Below are 19,989 nucleotides of genomic sequence, written 5' to 3' on the forward strand. Positions count from 1 at the left end.
GGACGACGGCTCCCCCGTGAGTGGTGGACGCGGCCGCGTCCCGGCCACGCCGTACGGCAGCGGTACGCACCCGGCGAGGTGCCTGCGCCGCCGACCCGTCACATGCTTTCGGGCCGGCTCGTTGTTGCGCACCCATGGATCGCCGCATGAAACAAAACTCCCGGCGGCCGTCTCGCCGGAGCCGATCGGCCAAAACATGCTGCTCACGGATGCGACCGCGGGCAGACGGTGCCAAGGTTGTCCCTCGCTGTCCGCACTGACCATGGGGATGGGATGGGGCGTCGTGAGGGCCCGCTGGATCCGGCGTCCGGGCCGGTCCAGCGTTTCGCGTTCGCATTACGCAAGCTGCGCCAGGACGCGGGAGGCCTGACCTACCGGGCCATGGCGCAGCGCACCGACTACTCGGTCGCCACGTTGTCGAGGGCGGCCGCGGGTGAGCAACTGCCGTCCTTGCCGGTGGTGCTGGCCTATGTGCGCGCTTGCGGCGCGGATCCTGGGGAGTGGGAGCGGCGCTGGAAGGCGGCGGCCCGGGACGTGGCTGCCGAGCCGGACGACGCCGGCGACGCGGACTCCCCCTACCGGGGGCTGGCCCGCTTCGAACCCGGAGACCGGGATCTGTTCTTCGGACGCGACCAGCTTGTGGCGCAACTGACCGACCGTGTCCGCACCCGCCGCATGGTCGCGGTGGTGGGCGCGTCCGGCAGCGGCAAGTCCTCGCTGCTGCGCGCGGGGCTCATCCCGGCCCTGCGCGCCGAGGGGTTGCCGGAGTGCCGGCCGGCGGCCATCCGGATCCTCACCCCCGGCTCGCGTCCGTTCTCCACGCACGCGGACGCGTTGACGGCGAGCCGGGAACCCGGTGACACGGTCGTCGTGGTCGACCAGTTCGAGGAGCTCTTCACCCTCTGCGCGGATCCGGCCGAGCGCGCCGCCTTCCTCCACGCTCTGGCCTGCACGGCGGAACCGGGCAGCAGGCTGCGGGTGGTGATCGCGGTACGAGCGGACTTCCTCGGCCGGTGCGCCGAGCACCGTGCCCTCGCCGCGGCCCTGCGGGACGCCACCCTCCTCGTCGGCCCCATGGGACCGGACGAGCTGCGGGAGGCCATCGTCAAGCCCGCCGCGGCCGCGGGGCTGATCGTCGAACGCGCGTTGACCGCCCGGATCGTCGAGGACGTCGTCGAGGAACCCGGCGGACTTCCGATGATGTCCCACGCCCTGCTGGAGACCTGGCGCCGCCGCAAGGGCCGAACCCTCGCCTTGGCCGCGTACGAGGCGGCCGGCGGTGTCCACGGTGCTCTGACCCGTACGGCCGAGGAGCTTTACCGCGGGCTCTCCACGAACCAGGCCGAGACCGCCCGGCGCATCCTGCTGCGGCTGATCACGCCCGGTGAAGGAGCCCAGGACACCAGTCGCCCCGCCGACCACGCGGAACTGCGGGCGCACAGCGCCACCGGCCGGCCCGCGGACACCGCGTCGGTGCTGGAACGACTGGCCCGCGCGCGGCTGATCACGCTCGACGGTGAAACGGTGCACCTGGCGCACGAAGCACTGATCACCGCATGGCCGCGCCTGCAGTCCTGGATCGACGGCGCCCGCGACCGCCTGCGTGTCCACCGGCAGCTCACCGAGGCGGCCCGCACCTGGGACGCACTCGACCGGGAGCCCGGGGCCCTGCACCGCGGCACCCGCCTCGCCACGGCCGAGGAACTCCTCACCGGACACCGCGCGGACCTCACACCGGTCGAGTGCGCGTTCCTCGACGCCAGCATCGCCACCCGGGAACAGGAACGGCGGGCGGCGGCTCGCACCGCCCGGCGCTTCCGGTCACTGCTGTCCGCGGTGACCGCCCTGCTCGTGCTCGCCTCGTCGGCCGCCGTCATCGCCTTCCAGCAGCGCTCGCTCGCCCGCGCCGGCCGCGACCTGGCCGTGGCCGAGCAGGTGGTGGCCAGGGCGGGCCAGCTCCATGCGACCGATCCGTCGCTGGCGGCGCGGATGTACGTGGCGGCACATCGGCTGCGGCCGGACCGCGAAGCCGCCGCGGGCCTCCTGGACACCCAGAACGTCGCCCTGTCCTCCGTGCTCACCGGGCACAGCCAGGCGGTCTATGCCGTCGCGTTCTCACCGGACGGGCACACCCTCGCGACGGGAGCCGGTGACGACACCATCCGGTTGTGGAGCCTGGCCGACCCCGCGCACCCCGTCCCGCTGGGCACGCCGCTGACCGGCCACACCAGCTGGGTGTACTGGCTGCAGTTCTCACCGGACGGCCGAACTCTGGCCAGCGCGAGCCGGGACCGCACGGTACGGCTCTGGGACATCCGGGATCCGCTGCACCGAAGAGCTCTCGGCAGGCCGCTGACCGGGCACCGCGACTATGTCTTCTCCGTGTCGTTCAGCCCCGACGGGCGCACCCTGGCCACCGCCGGCCAGGACCGCACCGTGCGGCTGTGGGACGTCTCCGACCCCGCGCACGCCAGGGCGGTCGGCCGCCCACTCACCGGGGCGAGCGCGGCCGTCGCCTCGGCCGCCTTCAGCCCGGACGGACGTACGGTGGCAGCCCCCGGCCACGATCATGTGATCCGTCTGTGGAATGTCACCGACCGAACGCGCCCGAGGCTGTGGGTCAAGCCGCTGAGCGCCCCGGACGTCGTCTACGCGGTCGCGTTCCGCCGGGACAGCCGGCTGATGGCCAGCGTGGGCAACGACCGCAAAGTCAGGCTGTGGGACGTCTCCGACCCGGCGCGCACCAAACCCCTGGGCGAGCCGCTGACCGGCCACGGCGACACCCTGCTGGCGGTGGCGTTCTCGCCGGACGGCCGGATCCTGGCCACCGGCGGCGCGGACCACACCATCCGGCTGTGGGACGTCTCCGACCCGGCGCATCCGACCGCTCTCGGGGAGCCGCTGATCGGCCACGCCGGATTCGTCAACTGGATCGCGTTCAGCCCCGACGGGCGCTCCTTGGCCAGCGCGAGCGACGACCACACCGTACGACTGTGGCATCTGCCGAACACCGTTGTGACCGGCCACCTCGGCAACGTCACCAGCGTCGCGTTCAGCCCCGACGGCCGCAGCCTGGCCTGCGCGGACGCCGGGGCCGTACGCCTGTGGGACGTCCGCGCACCGGCGCGGGCCGGACGGCTGAGCGAACTGCCGGGCGAACACCTCGCCACCCGGGTGGAGTTCCAGCCGCGAGGCAGGCTGCTGGCGAGCGCCGACAGCGACGGCACCGTCCGGCTCTGGGACGCCTCCGCCCCGGCCCGCCCCCGGCCGGCCGGCACCATCCGCACCGGCGGCGCCGGCCAGGCCGACGGCGTGCTGGCCTTCACACCCGACGGACGCGTACTGGTCACCGGCGGCCCGCAGTACAGCCTGCGGCTGTGGAACGTCACCGACCCCGCACGCCCCGCCGCCCTCGGCACCCCGCTCACCGGGCACATCAGCCTCGTCCGCTGGGCGGCCATCAGCACGGACGGCCACACCCTGGCCAGCACCAGCGAGGACGACAAGGTCCGGCTGTGGGACATCCGCGATCCGGTACGTCCCCGGGCCCTGCCGGACATCCGCACCGGCGACACCGGTGGCACCCTGTGGGGCGCGTTCAGCCCCGACGGACGGCTGCTGGCCACCGCCGGCGTCGGCCACGACGTACGCCTGTGGAATGTCTCCCACCCCGCTCACGCCACGCCCCTCGGCACATCGCTGACCGGTCACACCAGCCGGGTGACCTGGGTGGGCTTCAGCCCGGACGGTCACACCCTGGCCTCCGCCGGCGAGGACCGGACCGCCCTGCTGTGGGACCTGACCGATCCCGCCCGACCGGCCGCATGGGGCAGGGGGATCACCGCCGGGCACACGGACGCGATCGAGACGGCCGCGTACCGCCCGGACGGGCAACTCCTGGCCACAGCGGGGCCGGACGGGACCATCGCGCTCACCCCTCTCGGCCTCGACCAGGCGATCCGGCGGATCTGCGCAACCACCGCCGGTTCACTCACCCCCGCACAATGGCCGGACTACATACCGGAACTCGCCTACACCGCGCCGTGCCCCGAATGACGAGCGCTTCGCCGCTGTGGCCCTCGCAGTCGAAGACCTCTCCCCCGGCCTCGTCCACCACCTGGTCGGGCAAGCGGGTAGCAGCCTAGGATCCACTCCCGTGATCGCTGATCTGCAGTGCGTGGTGCTGGACTGCTCCGACCCCGGTGAACTCGCAGAGTTCTACGAGTCGCTTCTCGGCGGCACCGTCAACCAGCCGGATCGGCGATGGGCGCTCAGCGAGGACTGGGCCACGTTGCATACGGCGTCCGGCCTCGTCCTGGCCTTCCAGCGGGTAGCGGAGTATCAGCCGCCGCTGTGGCCGGACCCGAGCCGGCCACAGCAGTTCCACCTGGATTTCGGTGTCGCCGACCTGGAGCGCGCTCAAGAACAGGTGCTGGCCCAGGGCGCCAGGGTGCTGGACGACGGTGCGGACGGGCGGAGTTGGCGGATATACAGCGACCCCGCAGGTCATCCGTTCTGCCTGGTCCGTCACTGAGACCGCGGGAGGCGACCCTGGCACGGCATCCGGTGGGCCCCATCTCAGCCATGGATCTGGGATTCATCCGCTACAACATGGTGATCGTCCCGGCCGTCGCGCTCCTGCTGTATCTCGCCAACGTCATCCTGTCCGTCTTCAAGCCATGGGGTCGACGGTCGGCCGCGCCGAGTGCAGGCCGACAGCAGCCGTGATCAACTGTGAGGCGACATGTTCCACGGCAACATGCCCAGTCACAGCAGGACATCGGTGAGATACGCCGACCAGCCGCACCGCAGCCAGGTCGCGCCCTGCATCCACTGCCGGCCCGACACCGCCCTGGGCATGCTGGGCCAGTGGCATCGCAAATCCAGTGCCCCCGCGTGCGGCTGAGCCCGTCCGGAATCCACGCACCCCTGCCGTCACGATTGCGGCGGGTCCGCTCGCAGAAGCCAACCCTCACCGCCGGTGAACTCGACGCCTTGGAACGAGGCACCGATCAGCACGTGATCGAACCCGAGTTCTCGGTGCAGGTCGAGCGAGGCGCGGTTCCTGGCGGAGATGAAGCACCAGACTGCCGAGTCCCGTTCCCAAACCCAGTCCATGCGCTGCCGGGTCAGCAGCCTCGCTATGCCGCGACGCCGCCAGGCAGGATCCACCGTGACGCCGGTCAGGTAGTAGCCGGCCGGGGCATGGTCCACAGGGTGCTCAGGAAGGAACGCCACGTTCGCGTACCCGACGGCTTCACCAGATACCTTCGCAGTGAGCACCAGGCTGCGCTCGCTGCAGCGCGCCCGATGGATGCGGTCCGCCCATTCGCGCGCCGAACCACCGCGCGCCCTGGCCTGCAACACAGCCAGCGCCGGCACTTCGTCCGCTGCCGCCTCCGCCACCACCGCGGACGCCGGGGCGTGCCGCTGGACCGGATGCGGCACGTAGGCGGCGAACCGCAGATCCATCCCTGCCATGCCGCCCTCTCGCCCCAGCAGATCTTCGGCCACCACGCTATTGCCGCCCAGGCGAGTCTCGCTACCTGGCCAACAGTGCGAGGCTCCGGCTGAACCACAACACCCAACCGCTCAGGGCAGACCTGACCACAGGTCTGCCCTGACCTTCATGACTGCCACCAGCGCAGCAGACGAGACCAGACCTCAGCGTGTGGGACAGCCGACCGCCCAGGCCGGACACGGCACCCACGGGCGTGAACGCGACAGGGATGGCGGGGCGGATCACTGCTGGGACGGCAGCTCGATGGTGTACTCCTCCATGGCGCCGTCGTGGCTCGCGGCGTACTCCGCGCGTGCCTGCCGGTCCTCTTCGCCGAGAGCCGGGTGCACCGGAGCGGAGGCGGGTGCCTGCCAGAGCTGGATGAGGTGGCGTTCTCCGTGGTCGCCGATGCCGGGCTCGGGATCGTCGGCGTGGCAGTACAGGCGGAGCCGCACCCACTGGCCCGGTTCGGCAGCGGCCGGCATGCCGAGCGGTGGTTCCGCCTCCGGCCACGCGTCGGTGACGTCGCCGGGGTCGAGAGTGGCGAGGTGGATGCGGTCGGTCTCGGTTCGGAGGCTGATCTCTTCCGCGGGTTCCCAGGTCTTGGCGGTCTCGGGCGGCGGGGGGCCGTCGTGGATCTGGAGGGTGAGTCGCAGGGGGCCGGTGTCGGTGGTGGTCAGGACGACGGCGCTGGTGGTTCCGGCGGGGCCGCAGCGCCACCCGTAGGGCATCTCGTCCGGGAAGTCGTCGTGCTCGGTGAAGCCGATGAGGTAGCCGCTCTCACCGAGGTCGACGGTGAACTCTGTTTCGTGCACCAGCATGAGGGCTCCCGGGATTCACGCAGTACAGGTGCCCGTCGCCGCCGAGGCAGCCACGGGCACCTTTGGTCTGGCACAGGGTCGTGCGGCGGTTCAGACGATCACGTAGAAGGGGTCGTGGTCCATGACGTGGAAGGCGCGGCGCCAGTTGGTGATGGTCGCGCCCTGGCTGTCGTTCTCGGCCTTCTTCACCCACGTGATCGTGCGCTCCTTGGCCGCGAGGTGGGTGCCGCCCTCGTAGGTCGAGGCGAAGGGGTACTCGTCGCAGGAGGTCCGGCCGGCGCGCTTCATGTCCGCGGGCGGGGTCCTGGGGCAGACGGCGGCCCGGTTCTTGGCCTTCTGCTTGTCGTTGATCATCCAGTGCAGCGGCTTGCCGCCGTTGGGGTCGCCGTAGTGGCCGCCGCGGGCGCGGAGCTTGCGGATGCCCTCGTCGATACGCGGCTGGTTGATCATGCTGACGCCGGTCGGCGCGTCGGGGAAGGCGCAGCCGGTCGTGCCGTAGTAGTTGTCGCACCGGTAGACGGCGGAGTCGTAGGAGACGGTGCCGGGGGTGTAGCCGGGCTTGGTGAAGGTGTACCTGTAGCTGGTCTTCGCCTTGGCGTTGATGTGCCCCTTCGTGATGGGGCCGGTCGCGTAGCCGACGCTGCCGCTGGAGGCGGTGTCCAGGACGTGCCCCTGCGCGTAGTGGACCGTAGCCCTCGTGCCGCTCTGCGAGGCGGCGCCGATGATCACCTCCACGCCCTTGCCCGCACCCGTCGTCCTCGCCTTCGACAGGGCGAACTTCTCCGACCAGTTGGCGCTCTTCGCGTTCAGCGTCATCTGGTGCTTGACGTCGAAGTCGACGGTGCCTTCGAGGACGGGCTCCCCGTCGATCACCTTGATGACGTTGACGTGGATGGCCACCCACTCGCACTCGCTGTACCGGTTGATCGTGATGCGGTTGATGGTGCAGGAGGCGCCGGCCTTCTCAGCCGCCGTCGACGACGCCTGCGTTGTACGGCTGATCGTGACGCGCAGGGCACCGCTGTCCTGCTGATGGGCGGATGCGGGTGTGGCGGCGCCGACCGCCAGCGCGGCCACGGCGACAGCACCGGCAGTTATGGTCCGTCTCAACTTCATTCTTTTCCCCCTGAGTTGACTACGGACGCGGGAAATGACGACTCGAACAGACGTGTCATCTCGTCGCGTTGGCGGCATCCAAGCACGGCACTCCCGGGCAGACACCCGGGTTGCTGCGGTTGGTACGTTCCGGAAGCGACTTCCGGCCAGTTCGCACGTGCACTGATGGCGACAACCGAGTTGCGGTAGATGATCTTCACGCGTGAGCGGAATGCCCGTACGCGCAGCTCTGTCGCGGCCGGATCGGCGGGTGGACGAGCGGAACCTGAGCCACCGGGTGCATGCCTCACGCTCTCCGATTGGCGGAATCCGGCCGCACGGCCATCTCGGCCGTGGATGACATCACGCCATGAGCATCCGCTCCCCTCAGCGGATGTGCGATCCCTCGCGAGGGCCCGGTTCAGCGGTGTCGCCGAAACTGGATGGGTGCAGGCGGCTTCACACCCTCCTGGTGGAACAAACGGGGTGCAAGCAGCCGGTGTTGGCAAGCCGGTGCGGGACCTCGGTCTGGAAGCCGAGCCGGTGCCCGGTCTCAGGGCGGTGCAGTGGGGCAGCCGTAGAGGTGCCCGCCGCGGCATGGCCAAGGCATAGAGGAGCCCCGGCTCCGTCCGCATGCATCCCTATGGCCCACCCCCCGGCCGCTCGGTAGCGTTTTCCCGCAAGGGTGAGGGCAGTTGGGGGGCGGTCGTACCCACTGGGGGGCTGGTGGGCGGCCGGGACGGGGGTGGGGGAACCATGGATCCGTTGACGGCGATAAGTGCGGGCCGAGCCGCGGCGGGGCGCCGGTTCGCGTTCTACCTCTCCGTGCAGCTGACCTCCGTCCTGGTACCCGGCCTGGTCGCCGTGACCTGCCTGACCGCGCTTCTGCTGCACGCCCGCCATCCGCAGCATCTCGGGCGGGCCGTCGAGAGCGCCGTACGCACGCTGCACGGACCGGCCATGATTCTCGTCGATGTGTCCTGGCTGGCCGCCGCGTACGTGATCGGGTACGTCGGCCGGGAACTGGCGTTCCGCGTGCTCGGCATCGCGGAGCGGCTCAGCCGTCGGCGCCGGGCCGCGCTGGGTGCGCTGCGCACCGAACTCGAAGCCGTCTACGGGGCACCGGCGTTGCGCCGCTGCCTGAGCACCCATCCCTTGTTGGGCCACCTGCTGAACGCGGCCGGCCACAACGCCACGCCCTCTCAGAACATGCGGCAGCCGGGCGGCGCGCTGCGCGTGGGCAACGCCTACGAGGCGTTCAACTATGCCAAGTCCTGGCTGCGCACGCACAGCCCCGGGCTCGCGCCGGACGCCATCGAGGCGGAGATCAACGTGCTGCTCTCCACCCTGATGCCGATCGTCCTCGGTGCCTGGACCCTCATCGTCCTGGCACCTCTGGGCATCACCGTCGCCATGGCGACCGCGCTGGTCGCCGGGGCCGTGACCGCCCTCACCTTCGCCCAGTTGCTGCGTCTGCGCCGCATCGAATGCTGGGAGGCGCTGCGCAACCTTGTGGAGGACCACGAGATGCGGCTGGCCGCCGACCGGCTGCCGGCGACCGCCGACTCGGCCGCCGATCCGTCCCCGGCGGCACCCACCGGCTCCGCCGGGGACGTTCAGCCGAGCGGAGCGGCGTAGTGGCGCAGATCCGGCAGGATGCCCTCGCACACGGGCCCGGACAGTGACCACAACGTCAGCCGTACGTCCCGACCGGCCGTCAGGTGTGCGGCCACCGCGCGGTGATTCCCGTCGAGCAAGACGTGGCGGCCCTCGCCCACCCGGTAGGCCGGGAGGGTGAGCGCCAAAGGCCCGCGTCCCGCCGCGAAGGACCGCTTCAGCGAGGCGACGGCGCGCCTTCGGTCCTCGGGCCAAGTGGGCAGGCTCCGCTCGGCCGTCGCAACGCGCAGCGGTCGGCTCCCCGGGGCGTCCCACCTGCTCGCGGTCCCGGTCCCATCGGCGTACCAGACGGTGAACAGCTCCGCCAGCCGCCGCCTGCCCGCGTCCCCGTCCAGGGTCTCCACCCCGGCCTCGGCCTGCGCCCCGGCCAGCCGCGCCCAGTCGAGCTGCGGCCGGACGTCCGCCCGAAACCGCCTGGCGAACTCATCGAGATCCATCGGTGGTCCCCCTGCAACGGCATCGGAACGGATCCTCCCCCACGCCGGCGGGCTCCACGCACGTCATGGTCCTCCAGCGGCTCCCCGTGCTCGTAGCGGTTGTGGCAACTGCCCGCGGCCGGCTGCTCCTGCTGCACCGTGTACGCCTTCCGCAAGGTATGCCCCCGGCCGGACCGCGCCGGTGTGTTCCTCCCCTGTCACAACGCGGCCGCCCGCGGTCAGGGTTCCTGACCGCGGGCGGCGCGGATGTCGTCCGGGCTGACGACGTCAGTCGCAGTCCCAGTCCCAGTAGGAGCCACGGTGGTGGTGGCCGTGCCTGTACTGGCCCCAGCGGTCCCAGCGGTCGTCGCGGCAGTGGTTGCGGTGACGCCAGCCGTCGTAGCGGTCGTCGTCGCAGTACCGCCGCAGGTCACCGCCGTTGCGGTAGCCGTAGCCGTAGTCGTAGCCCGAGTGGTACGAGGGCGCGGAGTGGAACGAGGGCGCCACCGCCGCCACAGAAACCGCCGCCGGGGCAGCGGATGCCTCCATCGAGAGAGGCGCCATGACAGCGCCGGCCGCCAAAAGCGTGCCCGCTACTGCCTTAGCAATGGTCTTCACCTGATCTCCTTTCAGACATCAGGGCCGGTTTCGCCCTGGTGCTGAGCCTGACGCTACATCAAATAACTCCCAATTCATTGCGGACCAAGTCCCCGGCAAATCATCGGCGCTCCAGGCGAGATACCGGAAATGGCAGCTCAGCGGTATCGCACCGGACCCTTTGCGGAAATCTGCGCCACGCCTGGAAAAGGCACCCGACCAGGTGAACTTGCTGGTCGGCGAGGCCAGTTCGCAAGTGGGCGACAGATTGAGCCCGGCGGTGTGAATACACCGCTTGAAATGCCCTGTGTTTTTCGGAGTCGCGCCATGAGAAAACGTGCGGCGACCTGACGGAGAAGCCGCTGAGGCGGGTTTCGGCGCTGCCCCGACTTTTGCGGAGTGCATTTCTCACTGAAAGACGCCTGCCGGCTGTCCGCGGACGAAAGGCCACGCCGAACTCCTTGCGTGTCGCCTTCTGCCGGCCGCACGGCGGCCGCGCAGAGGCGAGGGTCGCCCGGGGCATCTCCCGGGCGGTGCGGCGCGCCGTCCGGCACAGGGGAGATGACAGTCCAGGGCCGCCAGTCGGGGCTCCCGAAGGGGAACTTCGGCGGCGGCGTGCAGCGGCGCGCCCTCGAGTGGAGATCAACCGGGGCCCGCCGAAGCCCTCATGACACTGTCCGCGGCCGGCTGCGACTGCCGCTTCCCGGACGGGAGCGTTCTCGACGCCTCGGCAAGGCAAGGGGGGCGACCGGCCCGTCGGTGCCGGACTCGTACCTGTGCACGCCGTCGACAGCCGACAGGGGGAGCGGCGGCGGCCGCAACGCGCGGTATGGGGCGTGCAGTTGAAGCCCAGGGTCCAGGAATGGAACAGACGCGCGCTTATGAACGAATGTCGGAAATAGACGGTTTGCGTTGACTGATTCTTTTCGGCTACCGTCCAAGCTCTCTGGACGAATCGTCCAGAGACTCCGGACGGCGGGGTTGGCGCATGCCTGCGCGTTCCCGACCCGACCGCCCAGGGCGTCAGCCTCCGTCCGGGATCCGTGCGACGCCGTCGCACCCGGTCTACGGCTCCTGCGGTGGCCGGCGGCCCGGTGGCCGGCGGCGTCGACCGGGGGTGGAGCACAGCCGACGGCAGCAGTTGGTCCGCTTGCCGCCTGGCCCGGCTCCTGTTTCGCGTACATCCCTTCATTCACGAAAGGCTTCCTGATGAACAACGACCTGCTTGAGGCCGAGACCGCCGAACTGCTGCCCGGCCGCGAGGCGCTGGGCAAGTTCTCGTTCAGCTTCGCCAAGATGACGACCGTGTCGAAGAAGATCGCGCACGTCGACGCCCACAACGAGTCGATGGCGGTGAACCAGAACTCGCCGTTCGCGCTCGCCCAGTCCCAGGCCTCCCAGGCCATCAGCGTCCGGCAGTAGCACGGCCCCTGGCGCAGGGGCAGGCCCTCGGGCGTGCCCCTGCGGCGCCACAAGGATCGAGGCTCACACAGCATGCCGGGGTGGTGGACACGGCCGGCGGCTGGTGTCGTGCAGGTACTGGACGGTCAATGCCTGCGCCGGTGCCAGGGTCCTTGCGGCGCCTGTCAGTTGGGGGAAGACACACCCCTCGGTGCGAGTCGGTTCGCGAACGCCGGGTGGACGGCCGACTCCCGGCGGCCTCCACCGCAGACGCCGGGCAGTGGACCGGCCCCCGCGCAGGCCCTTTCACCCGTCCCCCGGCATCGGCATGAACGAGTGGGATCCCGTGAGCAGTCCTCACCCCGCAGCGCTGCGCACCCGCGCAGAGCAACTGGTCTCCGAAGGGCACCCGGCGAAGGAAGTGGCACGGCAACTGGGTGTCTCCCCGCAGACCGTCTACCGCTGGCGGCGCTCCCGTGCCTCCGGGTCGGACCTGGCACAGGCCCGCACCCGCATCGACGAACTGGAACAGGAAGTCCTCCAGTGCCGCGAAGTCATCGCCACGATGCGGCGGATGATGCCCCCAAAAGACGTTACGAGGTGATCCACCGCATGGCGTCGCAGGGTTTCCCGGCACGCAGGATCGCCGCACTCCTCAACGTCTCGGAGTCCGGCTACTACGCCTGGCGCACCCGCGTCCCCTCCCCGCGAGCACTGCGCCGGGCCTGGCTGACCCGCCTGATCCTCGACATCCACCAGGAGTCCGGCTCCGCCTACGGATACCGCAGGGTGAGGCAGGAACTCGGCCACCGCTACGGCATCGACATCAGCCACGCCACCGTGGAGCTCATCATGAAGGGGGCCGGGATCCGCGGCAGAGCGGGACGGCTGCACGAACAGGCCCCGCGGGAAGGCGCCCGCACGCCCAGCCGGTGCTGGACCGTCGACGTCCTCGCCTTCACCACACTCCAGGGCCCCCTGTACACGGCCGTCGTCCTGGACACCGCATCGCGCTGCCTGATCGGCTGGAGCACCGCCGCGACAGCACACCGCATCCTCGTCCACCACGCCCTCATGGCCGCCATCACCCGCGCCGCCCACGCCGAACCGGCCGCCGGGACCGCGTACAAGGGCCTGCTGGCCTGCTCCTTCACCGAGCGGGCCGGCGTACTCGAATGCGCGCCCGTCTGCGGAACAGTGGCGGACTGGTACGACCACGCGGTCGTCGGGTCCTTCTGGGACACCATCCACCGCGAACTGCGGGGCGCGTCGCCCTGGCCGGACACACACTCCCTCGAGGACCGGCTCGGGCAGGCCTTCGACCGCTTCACCCGGCAGGCCTGAGCCGCCGGACCAACCAGCCCACCCACACCAAGGCGGACCCATTGGAAACGACACCACCTCTGCCCGCCATCAGCGGCCTCGGACCCGGCATTCATGCGGGGCAGGACACCTCCACCGCCCACGCCCACCGACTGCGCCTGTACGGCGCCCTGGACAGGCTGTGCGTTCCCCTCGCTGCCGTTGACGTCCAGGCCGTCTTCCAACTGGCCGAACTCGACTGCGCCACCGTGCACGCGGTCATCGACTGGATCAGCACGGCACGAACCCTTCCACCGCTTCCGCACCCGAAGTGACGGGCCCCGACGTGCGACCGCAGCGCTCGCCTTTCCTACCGGGTGCCGTCCGCCTGTAGCAACGACTCGACGAGTACGGCCACATGACGGCGGTCCGTCGGGTTCAGCTTGTGCACGCTCGCGATGAGGATCGCCACCTCGGGATCCGCGGCCTCGGGTGTGTCCTCGAAATACAGGTTGACGCCCGCGGCCTCGGCGGCGGCCCGCTGCACCGGCGCCACCGGGATGCCCAATCCCTTGGCCAAGCCCTCCAGCGTGGTCTGCTGGGGCATCTGCGCCAGCCGCGCCGACGTCGCCAGATGGTGGACCGTCGAACGGGAGATGCCACCGCGGCGCGCTACATCGCTGTAGGACCAGCCGTTCTGGTCCAACTTGTGCTTGATCATTTCCTGCAGTGTGTTGGGCACGCCGGGCTTCCTGTGGAGAGGGAGTGACCGCCTGTCAATGAGTCTAACGGCCCTACCGCCGGGGCGTTCTGCACCTTCTTTTCCATCGGCGCCCTGCGCTAGGCTGCCCTCCGGCTGCGCGTCATGGCCGACACCTGCGGACCACTGCAGCCGGCATCGTGCGCAAAGAGCACATCCGCCAGCGAGTCCCGTACCACGAACCGCGCCTCCACCCCGCGTCATGTCCTCCAGCGCACGGCCGGCCGGCGTCCCCGCCTGGGTGCCGACCGCCCCACCCGCGGCCGGCTCCACGCACAGGTCCGCCGCCGCGGCATCCGCGGCCGCTCGTCGATGAACAGGGCGCAACTCAAGCGCTGACCGACGAGCACCCCGGCCGCACGCGAACGGCCGAGCGGCTTGACGCCACCCACGCATACGATCACGGGGGCCGGAGCCGGGCGTGCACGGGCCAGGATTCGTTGCCGTCCAGGTCGGCCAGGGCCCGCCAGTTCTCGGTGCCGGTCCGGCCGACGTCGGCGGGACGCACCGAGCGCGAGCAGCCGCTCCAACTCGGCCTCCTGTCACGGTCGGTGGCGTCGACGTCGATGTGCAGGTGCAGCTGGCCCGGCCGCGGGTCGCTGCCAGGGTTGAGGACGAGCGTGGGCTGCGGGCCGCCCGAAGCCGGCCTCGGTCGGCCCGATCTCGATGCGTCCGTCGTCCTCACGGCCGAGTTCGACGCAACCGAATCCCTCGCTCCAGAACGCGGCGAGCCGCCCGACGTCGGCGGCTTCAGCTCGCTGACGCGGGACGCCCTGTGCGCCAATATGCTGAGCCAACACGGGAGTTGATCCTCGGCCGTGCGCGGGAGCTCGACGCGCCACGCGATCGCATTTCCGGCCCGAGGAGTTCACCGACGACGCCGGCAACATCAGGCTCCACCCGCGCGGGGCCCATCGATGACCGGGCTCTCGACGGTGGAGTGTCCTCGGCGTGGACGGCCAGGCGGTTCAGCCCCGGGCGAGGCGGTCGTGCCGGTCGGCGAGGACCCTGGCCGCCCCGCGCCCCGCCCCCGCGGTGGACCCGGACCCTCGCCTTCGGCGACGCGCCGCCGTAGCCCGCATGCATGCCGAGCCGGCGCCGTTGAAGTGCTCTCCCGGCTGAAGTCGGCAGTCCCCCCAACCTTGCGACGGCGAGCACGACCTGACGAGAGCGCGCCCGACGACTGCCCTCCCGGCAGCCGGGATGGCCCCTTGCGGCCTGGGCAGCCGTCGTCTGCCGTGCGGTTGATGCCGCTGACCGAGGCGCGGGCGCACGCCCGCACACTGCTCGCCCCGCGCGAGGGCCGGCCGGCGCTTGCCGAGACGCTGCGCGGCCGGCTGTCGCTGCACGGCAGTTGGGACCTTCTTGCCTGAGGACCCGTGGCTGCAGGGGACGGCCCGCGATGCGACGCGCTCAGCAGGTTTCGGGGTTGTCGGGGTTCACGGTGGCGGGGGTGAGGGGCCCGTTGGCCATCACGATGGAGGTGAGCGAATAGGGCGGGCCGCTGGTACCGCCCAGGGTGAACAGGGGGGTGTCGTCCTCTTGGCGCTGGCCGTGGTAGTGCCAGGTCTGACCAAGGCGGTCGGTGTGGCCGAGGGCGAGGTCGTAGATGCGGCCCCCCAGGCAGAAGGGTTCGGTGGCCCTCTGCGCCGCCTCCTCCAGGAGGCGGGGCACGACGTCCGCGGTGAGATGGACCTCCACACCGTCGAGGTGCCCGGTGGCGGTCTGGACCCATCCGCTGCGGTGGGTCGGCGCGTTCAGGGGTGCACCGATCGCGTTCAGCCAGTACTCCCAGTCGCCCAGCGACAGGGCGTGGATGTGGACGCTGACGCGTTCGTGATCCGAGGTGATCTGTGTGACCTCGAGCCGGCCCGCGTTCTCGGCCCGCAGCCTGGCCGCTGTGACGGCGGCCGGGTGCTGCGCCTGGTCCCCGTCGGCCGTGCGCGGATCCTGGGCGCCGGTGCTCTGTCCGGTGACCGGTCCGAGCGCGACGGCCTGCTGGGCGGAGGCCGGATCGGGCGGATCGGGCGTGCCGGCCAGGTCGGCCGGGTCGGGCGTGCCGGCCGGTGCGTCGCACGAGTCGAGCACGTTCGCGCTCGTGGGGGGAAGCTCGGACACGTCAAGGATGCGCAGCGGGCGGGGCCTCTCGGGCACGCCGGGCATGTCCTCGCCCACGCGGGGCGCGACGATCGCCTCCCACAGCGCGGGGGCGCCCAGTGCGGGATGTGCAGCGGCCTCGCGAAACTCGGACACGTCAATGATGCGCAGCGGGCGGGGCGTCTTGGGCACGCCGGGCGTGTCGTCGCCGGCGCGGGGCGCGACGATCGCCTCCCACAGGGCTGGGGCGCCCGCTGCGGGATGCGCAGCGGGCTCGGTGGCCTCGGCGTCGCCGGGTTCCGCCTGCGGCAGACCGTGCTGCGTCCGGTCCTGTTCCCTGAGTCGTCTGAGGGCGTCGGCCCCGCCGGTCTCCACCAGGCGGCCCTGTGCGTGCAGATCGGCGATGAAGGCGTGGACGAGTTCGCTGAGCCGCGCGGTGAGTTCCTGTTCGACGTCCGTGCCCTTGCCGTAGGCGATGGTCATGCCACAGCTCCCACGTAGGCCTTGCGGAGGGAGTCGAGCGCGCGCCACTGGAGCGTTTTGACGGCGGCGTCGGTGGTGCCCATGGTGCGGGCGGTCTCGCGGACGGACATCTCGCCCAGGAACCGCAGCCGGATGACGACCTGCTGACGGGGGGTGATCTCGGACAGGGCGTGATGCAGGTCGTCGAGTTCGAGCGAGGAGAGAACAGTATCTTCGGGGTTGCCCACCAAAGGGGCCCAGGCGTCTCCCACCTGGGTGATCTGGCCGACGAAGGTGAGGTGGCGTGTCGTGGCGGTCTTGAAGTGGTCGGTGACCGCGTTGCGTGCGATGGTGCACAGCCAGGCACGGATCGACGTACCGTTCCATGTGAAGGTGGAGATCTTGGCCCATGCCTTCATGAAGACGTCCGCGGTGAGGTCTTCGGCCAGGGCGGAATTCGATCTGAGGCGCTGGCGGACGAGCGTGGCGATGACGCCGTGGTGCATCCGGTACAGCTCGGCGAACGCCTCGCGATCGCCCTGCTGGGCACGGGTGATGAGGGCCAGTTCGCCCGTGGCGCTGCCGTCGGAGGCAGCGTCGTGAGCCTGCGTGGTCAAGGGTGCTCCCGATCATGCGTGGACAGAAGTGAGTGGACAGAAGTGAGGTGGGGCTGGGGGCAGAACTGAGGGGGTGGTGCGCAGGCCGCCTCCGGGCCGCGGACCCGGCGAGCGGGCCGGGCCGGTTCTCGGCCGGCCGCGTGCCGGTTGCGGTCCCCGTGCCGCGGGCGGTGCCGGTCCTGGGCGGGCACACGCTGCCGTCAGGGAAGGCTGCTGCGCCGCATCGTCTCCGGGTCGTCGTACACGAGCGCGTCGAGCCGGACGCTGTAGGCGTCGCGCAGCGTCCAGAGTGTGGTCAGGCTCGGCTGTTTCGTGCCGGTCGCAAGCCGGTGGAAGGTCGACCTGCTGATACCGGTGCGCTGCGCCATGTCGGCGACGCTTTCGTCACCGAGCTCCCTGGCCTTTACCAGGAGCGTGGTCATGTGGAGGCGAAGCATGGTCGAAAGACCCCCTCAGCAACGTGCAGCCCGTGTGGCTAACCCACACGCGCGCAACATATGCAAGTTGCCAGGCATGAGTGACGCAAGAGTATTTTGATTCGCACACAGATACGAGATTCGGGATGTGGCCTGCAGAAATGCCGATCTAGGTTTTGACCTGCAAAGGTGCACGCGTGCAACTAGCATGGGACAACATGCTTGCGCGCTACCCTCCGACCATGCGGAGTGCGAAAGATTCCCCCCACGAAAGCCGGGTCAAACGACAGGCTCAGGCGCAGCGGGTCGGCGCGTATCTCACGAGTGCTGCGACGGAAGCCGGATACGACGTCCGTCGGCGGCAGGGCGGCCGGGCGCAACTGGCGGCCGCGACCGGTCTGAGCCTGACCACCATCAGCCGGACGCTGGACGGCAAAACCTTGCCGCTGCCCTCGCAATTGACGACGTGGGCGACGGTCCTCAACCTTGATCATCGGGGGATTCTGGTGGAGAGCGGTCTCATCCCCGAGCAGCGAGGGCCTCAGTCACCACGACGGAGGCCGAACCCGATGACGCTCTCGCCGGACGAGGCCATGACCGCGTGGAGAATCACCGATCCCATCATCCGCAGGACACTGACCGGGAGCATCGTCCACGCGATCGAACTCCAGGCGGAAATCGATGCGGCCCAAGATCCAGGGCCGTGCAGGAAAACAAGCGCACGTGGCGTACACGCAGATGACACCGCTCCCGCCAGAATCCATTTCCGCGGATCACCGCATGCCGGCCGTCGCGGCATGAACTGAAGTGCCCGAGGAGGGACGTCACCGGCCGATCCGGCATCGCCCGACGAGCAGGCCGGTGGGCGTCATCCGCTCCAGCCTCTGCCGGCGGCCCAGTGCTGCGGCGGGGGGGGCCGGCGCGGCGGCCCGGCGGGTCGCCGCGCACCTTTCGCCGGCCGTACCACCGGACCTGCGGCCGCGGGATTCGAGCACATGCACACCCTCCAGGTCCGTCCACTCGGCAATGACTCTCCCGCTAAGCTCGGCGGAATCTTCCCGAAATCCACTGCCTGCACCACGACTCACGGTCACAGGAAGAGCGAGGGATATCCTCCTGCCGTGCCGGCATCCAGCGGGTCGGAAAGGCCACGCCGAGAGGGGTAGCAGGTGCTTGTCGTACAAGGAGCCCCCATGACCGCTGTCGTGCGCAGCAGCACCGGCGAGGCAGTTGTTCTGCTTTCCGGTGACGTACTCCGGCAGGTACCGGAGAAGACGTTCACCGACATGATCAAGGCTGCTGCCGCCGTTCTCAGCGCCGCAGAACTCCAGACCGTCAACGACGCCGTTCCCACGCTCGGCACGGACCCGCCGGATTTCCATGTCCATGTCGAAGGAATCGAGTTGACGGTCTACAGACTGACCGTCAGCTGAGTTCCGCGTGCGGCCGACGAACGCGATTCATCTCCCCTTTATTGTGCGGTAACCGGCCCTTCCCGGCGATGCTCGCCCTGGGCGACCGGCCCGTATCCGCCGAACGCATGCCTCCACCCTCGGGATTGGTTCCGCGCCGTGCCCTCCGCGGGCAATGGACAGGCGAAACCGCCCATGTCCGGGGCCTGTTGAACAGGACCGGAGCAACCGGTGCAGGACACCGCGCCGATGCACCGGGCCCGGCGGTGGTCGCCTGCGCGCACGCCGCCCGCAGACGCGCGCGAACGCCACCTATTCAATGCGCGCAGGCCGGGCATCCGTTGGCGAGGACGGCGCCATTCCTTCCGTCAGGCGCGCGCCCGCACGCCGCATGCCCGCGCTCCCCGCACGCCGGTCCGTGCGCGCCCAGTTGGCCGTACCGGTGCGCCTCCCGCCGCCATTGGTCCACGACTGCGCGGTGCCGCACCGTCGCAGCCGGCCCTGGTGATGCCGCGCGAGTGAACAGCAGTGCGACTTTGAACGAATGTCGTATTTGGATTGTTTGCGCTTTTCCTGAGGTTTCGGCTACTGTCCGGAGCCTCCGGACGAATTGTTCGGAGACTTTGGACGGCGGCGGCTCTCCCCCAGTTCCGCCGTTGCCCCGACTCCGCAGACGGGTTTCCCGCATGACCCGACTGCGGAGGAAGGGGATTTTCGCCGTCCACCGATCCTGCGGCGCGGCCGCGCGGACAACCAGCTGCTCACTCACAGTCAGCCGGACGCGCCGGCAGGGCCGAAACGAGGCCGGACAGCGGCCCGACGAGATGTTGGGACGCAACCCACCGGAACTCGTTTTGTTCACACACCACTTGAAGGATGAAAGGAGTCTTTTCATGAACATGGACCAGCTTGAGGCCGAGACCGCGGAGCTGCTGCCGGGGCGCGAGGCGCTCGGCAAGTTCTCGTTCAACTTCGCCAAGGTGACCACCGTCACGAAGAAGGTGGCGCACGTGGACGCGCACAACGAGTCGGCCGCGCTGAACCAGTGCTCGCCGTACGCGGTCGCCCAGTCCGAGGCCACGCAGAGCATCAGCGTGCAGCAGTAACACCCGGACCAGGCAGGGCCGGGCCGGCGGAGCGGGCGGACCCGGCCCTGTCTGACTCACCTCGCAGATACTCGTCGCGCCACGCCCGCTCCCCCTCATGGCGCGCCAAGATCCGTCGCTGCCCGTGCAGTTGGCAGTGGACGCCACGAGTGTGCTCCCGGCCGCACCAGCCTCGGTGTCCGAGCCGTCTGCGCCGGGACCGCTCTCCTCGCACCTCACCTCACCGCGCACCCGCCGCCCGTGACCGCCCCCATGGGGTCGTGCCCTCTTGGGCGGCTGCCGGAATGCAACGACACCCCCACCGGCATCC

Annotated in this window: 21 protein-coding genes and 1 pseudogene; 12 read left to right on the forward strand and 10 right to left on the reverse strand. The window is 70.3% G+C overall.

All coding sequences use genetic code 11. The annotated features are described in order from the left end of the window. Nucleotides 1-273 precede the first annotated feature (273 nt). The 3 genes from ACWEN3_RS03740 to ACWEN3_RS03750 all read left to right on the forward strand — a co-directional run bounded on the left by ACWEN3_RS03740 (nt 274) and on the right by ACWEN3_RS03750 (nt 4,728). A complete protein-coding gene (locus ACWEN3_RS03740; protein WP_452965220.1) occupies nt 274-4,056 on the forward strand; it encodes an nSTAND1 domain-containing NTPase in 3,783 nt (1,260 codons plus the stop codon). 100 nt (nt 4,057-4,156) lie between these two features. After that, nucleotides 4,157-4,534, forward strand: a complete 378-nt coding sequence (locus ACWEN3_RS03745; protein WP_452965222.1) for a VOC family protein — start codon at nt 4,157-4,159, stop codon at nt 4,532-4,534. Between the two features lie 50 nt (nt 4,535-4,584). After that, nucleotides 4,585-4,728, forward strand: a complete 144-nt coding sequence (locus ACWEN3_RS03750; RefSeq protein ID WP_452965224.1) for a hypothetical protein — start codon at nt 4,585-4,587, stop codon at nt 4,726-4,728. Nucleotides 4,729-4,935: 207 nt separating this feature from the next. On the opposite strand, the gene ACWEN3_RS03755 is transcribed toward ACWEN3_RS03750, so the two are convergent. From ACWEN3_RS03755 to ACWEN3_RS03765, 3 genes are all read right to left on the reverse strand, one after another. Continuing rightward, a complete protein-coding gene (locus ACWEN3_RS03755; protein WP_452965226.1) occupies nt 4,936-5,514 on the reverse strand; it encodes a GNAT family N-acetyltransferase in 579 nt (192 codons plus the stop codon). A gap of 228 nt (nt 5,515-5,742) precedes the next feature. Next, on the reverse strand, nt 5,743-6,321 hold the full coding sequence (locus ACWEN3_RS03760; RefSeq protein WP_452965228.1) for a hypothetical protein: 579 nt from the start codon (nt 6,319-6,321) through the stop codon (nt 5,743-5,745). Between the two features lie 90 nt (nt 6,322-6,411). Next, nucleotides 6,412-7,437: a NucA/NucB deoxyribonuclease domain-containing protein gene (locus tag ACWEN3_RS03765; protein WP_452965231.1), complete on the reverse strand. Its 1,026-nt coding sequence runs from the start codon at nt 7,435-7,437 to the stop codon at nt 6,412-6,414. Nucleotides 7,438-8,172: 735 nt separating this feature from the next. On the opposite strand from ACWEN3_RS03765, the gene ACWEN3_RS03770 reads away from it, so the two are divergent. Beyond that, on the forward strand, nt 8,173-9,054 hold the full coding sequence (locus ACWEN3_RS03770; RefSeq protein ID WP_452965233.1) for a hypothetical protein: 882 nt from the start codon (nt 8,173-8,175) through the stop codon (nt 9,052-9,054). Here the strand turns inward: ACWEN3_RS03770 and ACWEN3_RS03775 are convergent. After that, entirely contained in the window at nt 9,033-9,530 is a 498-nt protein-coding gene (locus tag ACWEN3_RS03775; RefSeq protein WP_452965235.1) for a hypothetical protein, read from the reverse strand. The genes ACWEN3_RS03770 and ACWEN3_RS03775 overlap by 22 nt on opposite strands. A 267-nt stretch (nt 9,531-9,797) precedes the next feature. After that, nucleotides 9,798-10,127, reverse strand: a complete 330-nt coding sequence (locus tag ACWEN3_RS03780) for a hypothetical protein (RefSeq protein ID WP_452965238.1) — start codon at nt 10,125-10,127, stop codon at nt 9,798-9,800. Between the two features lie 1,188 nt (nt 10,128-11,315). On the opposite strand from ACWEN3_RS03780, the gene ACWEN3_RS03785 reads away from it, so the two are divergent. The 4 genes from ACWEN3_RS03785 to ACWEN3_RS03800 all read left to right on the forward strand — a co-directional run bounded on the left by ACWEN3_RS03785 (nt 11,316) and on the right by ACWEN3_RS03800 (nt 13,144). Then, on the forward strand, nt 11,316-11,528 hold the full coding sequence (locus tag ACWEN3_RS03785; protein ID WP_452965241.1) for a hypothetical protein: 213 nt from the start codon (nt 11,316-11,318) through the stop codon (nt 11,526-11,528). A 325-nt stretch (nt 11,529-11,853) separates the two neighbouring features. Then, nucleotides 11,854-12,111, forward strand: a complete 258-nt coding sequence (locus ACWEN3_RS03790; protein ID WP_452965243.1) for a transposase — start codon at nt 11,854-11,856, stop codon at nt 12,109-12,111. An 8-nt stretch (nt 12,112-12,119) separates the two neighbouring features. Next, nucleotides 12,120-12,851 (forward strand): IS3 family transposase, encoded by a 732-nt coding sequence (locus ACWEN3_RS03795; RefSeq protein ID WP_452965245.1) that lies wholly within the window; start codon nt 12,120-12,122, stop codon nt 12,849-12,851. Nucleotides 12,852-12,892: 41 nt separating this feature from the next. Continuing rightward, the gene (locus ACWEN3_RS03800; RefSeq protein WP_452965246.1) at nt 12,893-13,144 is read left to right on the forward strand and encodes a hypothetical protein; all 252 of its coding nucleotides are present in this window, start codon (nt 12,893-12,895) and stop codon (nt 13,142-13,144) included. Nucleotides 13,145-13,179: 35 nt separating this feature from the next. Here ACWEN3_RS03800 and ACWEN3_RS03805 read toward each other — a convergent pair whose 3' ends face one another. Next, on the reverse strand, nt 13,180-13,551 hold the full coding sequence (locus ACWEN3_RS03805; protein ID WP_452965248.1) for a helix-turn-helix domain-containing protein: 372 nt from the start codon (nt 13,549-13,551) through the stop codon (nt 13,180-13,182). 418 nt (nt 13,552-13,969) lie between these two features. Then, a pseudogene (locus tag ACWEN3_RS03810) lies at nt 13,970-14,354 on the reverse strand (VOC family protein). 453 nt (nt 14,355-14,807) lie between these two features. Here ACWEN3_RS03810 and ACWEN3_RS03815 point away from each other — a divergent pair. Continuing rightward, nucleotides 14,808-14,942: a hypothetical protein gene (locus tag ACWEN3_RS03815; RefSeq protein ID WP_452965251.1), complete on the forward strand. Its 135-nt coding sequence runs from the start codon at nt 14,808-14,810 to the stop codon at nt 14,940-14,942. Nucleotides 14,943-14,982: 40 nt separating this feature from the next. Here ACWEN3_RS03815 and ACWEN3_RS03820 read toward each other — a convergent pair whose 3' ends face one another. The 3 genes from ACWEN3_RS03820 to ACWEN3_RS03830 form a co-directional block, all read right to left on the reverse strand. After that, nucleotides 14,983-16,149, reverse strand: a complete 1,167-nt coding sequence (locus tag ACWEN3_RS03820) for a BN159_2729 family protein (RefSeq protein ID WP_452965254.1) — start codon at nt 16,147-16,149, stop codon at nt 14,983-14,985. Beyond that, the gene (locus ACWEN3_RS03825; RefSeq protein ID WP_452965256.1) at nt 16,146-16,745 is read right to left on the reverse strand and encodes an RNA polymerase sigma factor; all 600 of its coding nucleotides are present in this window, start codon (nt 16,743-16,745) and stop codon (nt 16,146-16,148) included. Before ACWEN3_RS03825 ends, ACWEN3_RS03820 begins: the two co-directional genes overlap by 4 nt. A gap of 200 nt (nt 16,746-16,945) precedes the next feature. Further along, nucleotides 16,946-17,167 carry a helix-turn-helix domain-containing protein gene (locus ACWEN3_RS03830; RefSeq protein WP_452965259.1) on the reverse strand — a complete coding sequence of 74 codons (222 nt, stop codon included), beginning with the start codon at nt 17,165-17,167 and terminating at the stop codon, nt 16,946-16,948. Between the two features lie 191 nt (nt 17,168-17,358). Here ACWEN3_RS03830 and ACWEN3_RS03835 point away from each other — a divergent pair, with 191 nt between their 5' ends. From ACWEN3_RS03835 to ACWEN3_RS03845, 3 genes are all read left to right on the forward strand, one after another. Beyond that, nucleotides 17,359-17,967 (forward strand): transcriptional regulator, encoded by a 609-nt coding sequence (locus ACWEN3_RS03835; protein WP_452965261.1) that lies wholly within the window; start codon nt 17,359-17,361, stop codon nt 17,965-17,967. A gap of 387 nt (nt 17,968-18,354) precedes the next feature. After that, nucleotides 18,355-18,594 (forward strand): hypothetical protein, encoded by a 240-nt coding sequence (locus ACWEN3_RS03840; protein ID WP_452965263.1) that lies wholly within the window; start codon nt 18,355-18,357, stop codon nt 18,592-18,594. Between the two features lie 872 nt (nt 18,595-19,466). Continuing rightward, nucleotides 19,467-19,679 carry a hypothetical protein gene (locus tag ACWEN3_RS03845; RefSeq protein ID WP_452965266.1) on the forward strand — a complete coding sequence of 71 codons (213 nt, stop codon included), beginning with the start codon at nt 19,467-19,469 and terminating at the stop codon, nt 19,677-19,679. The last annotated feature ends 310 nt before the right edge of the window (nt 19,680-19,989 follow it).

The sequence above is a fragment of the Streptomyces sp. NPDC004561 genome (genome assembly GCF_053602155.1).

Bases quoted from the DNA above. Each gene is read 5' to 3' on its own strand.
- ACWEN3_RS03795 (WP_452965245.1), top strand. From the start codon at position 12,120: ATGGCGTCGCAGGGTTTCCCGGCACGCAGGATCGCCGCACTCCTCAAC.
- ACWEN3_RS03750 (WP_452965224.1), top strand. From the start codon at position 4,585: ATGGATCTGGGATTCATCCGCTACAACATGGTGATCGTCCCGGCCGTC.
- ACWEN3_RS03770 (WP_452965233.1), top strand. From the start codon at position 8,173: ATGGATCCGTTGACGGCGATAAGTGCGGGCCGAGCCGCGGCGGGGCGC.
- ACWEN3_RS03760 (WP_452965228.1), bottom strand. From the start codon at position 6,321: ATGCTGGTGCACGAAACAGAGTTCACCGTCGACCTCGGTGAGAGCGGC.
- ACWEN3_RS03775 (WP_452965235.1), bottom strand. From the start codon at position 9,530: ATGGATCTCGATGAGTTCGCCAGGCGGTTTCGGGCGGACGTCCGGCCG.
- ACWEN3_RS03830 (WP_452965259.1), bottom strand. From the start codon at position 17,167: ATGACCACGCTCCTGGTAAAGGCCAGGGAGCTCGGTGACGAAAGCGTC.
- ACWEN3_RS03740 (WP_452965220.1), top strand. From the start codon at position 274: ATGGGGCGTCGTGAGGGCCCGCTGGATCCGGCGTCCGGGCCGGTCCAG.
- ACWEN3_RS03845 (WP_452965266.1), top strand. From the start codon at position 19,467: ATGAACATGGACCAGCTTGAGGCCGAGACCGCGGAGCTGCTGCCGGGG.
- ACWEN3_RS03765 (WP_452965231.1), bottom strand. From the start codon at position 7,437: ATGAAGTTGAGACGGACCATAACTGCCGGTGCTGTCGCCGTGGCCGCG.
- ACWEN3_RS03820 (WP_452965254.1), bottom strand. From the start codon at position 16,149: ATGACCATCGCCTACGGCAAGGGCACGGACGTCGAACAGGAACTCACC.
- ACWEN3_RS03840 (WP_452965263.1), top strand. From the start codon at position 18,355: ATGACCGCTGTCGTGCGCAGCAGCACCGGCGAGGCAGTTGTTCTGCTT.
- ACWEN3_RS03785 (WP_452965241.1), top strand. From the start codon at position 11,316: ATGAACAACGACCTGCTTGAGGCCGAGACCGCCGAACTGCTGCCCGGC.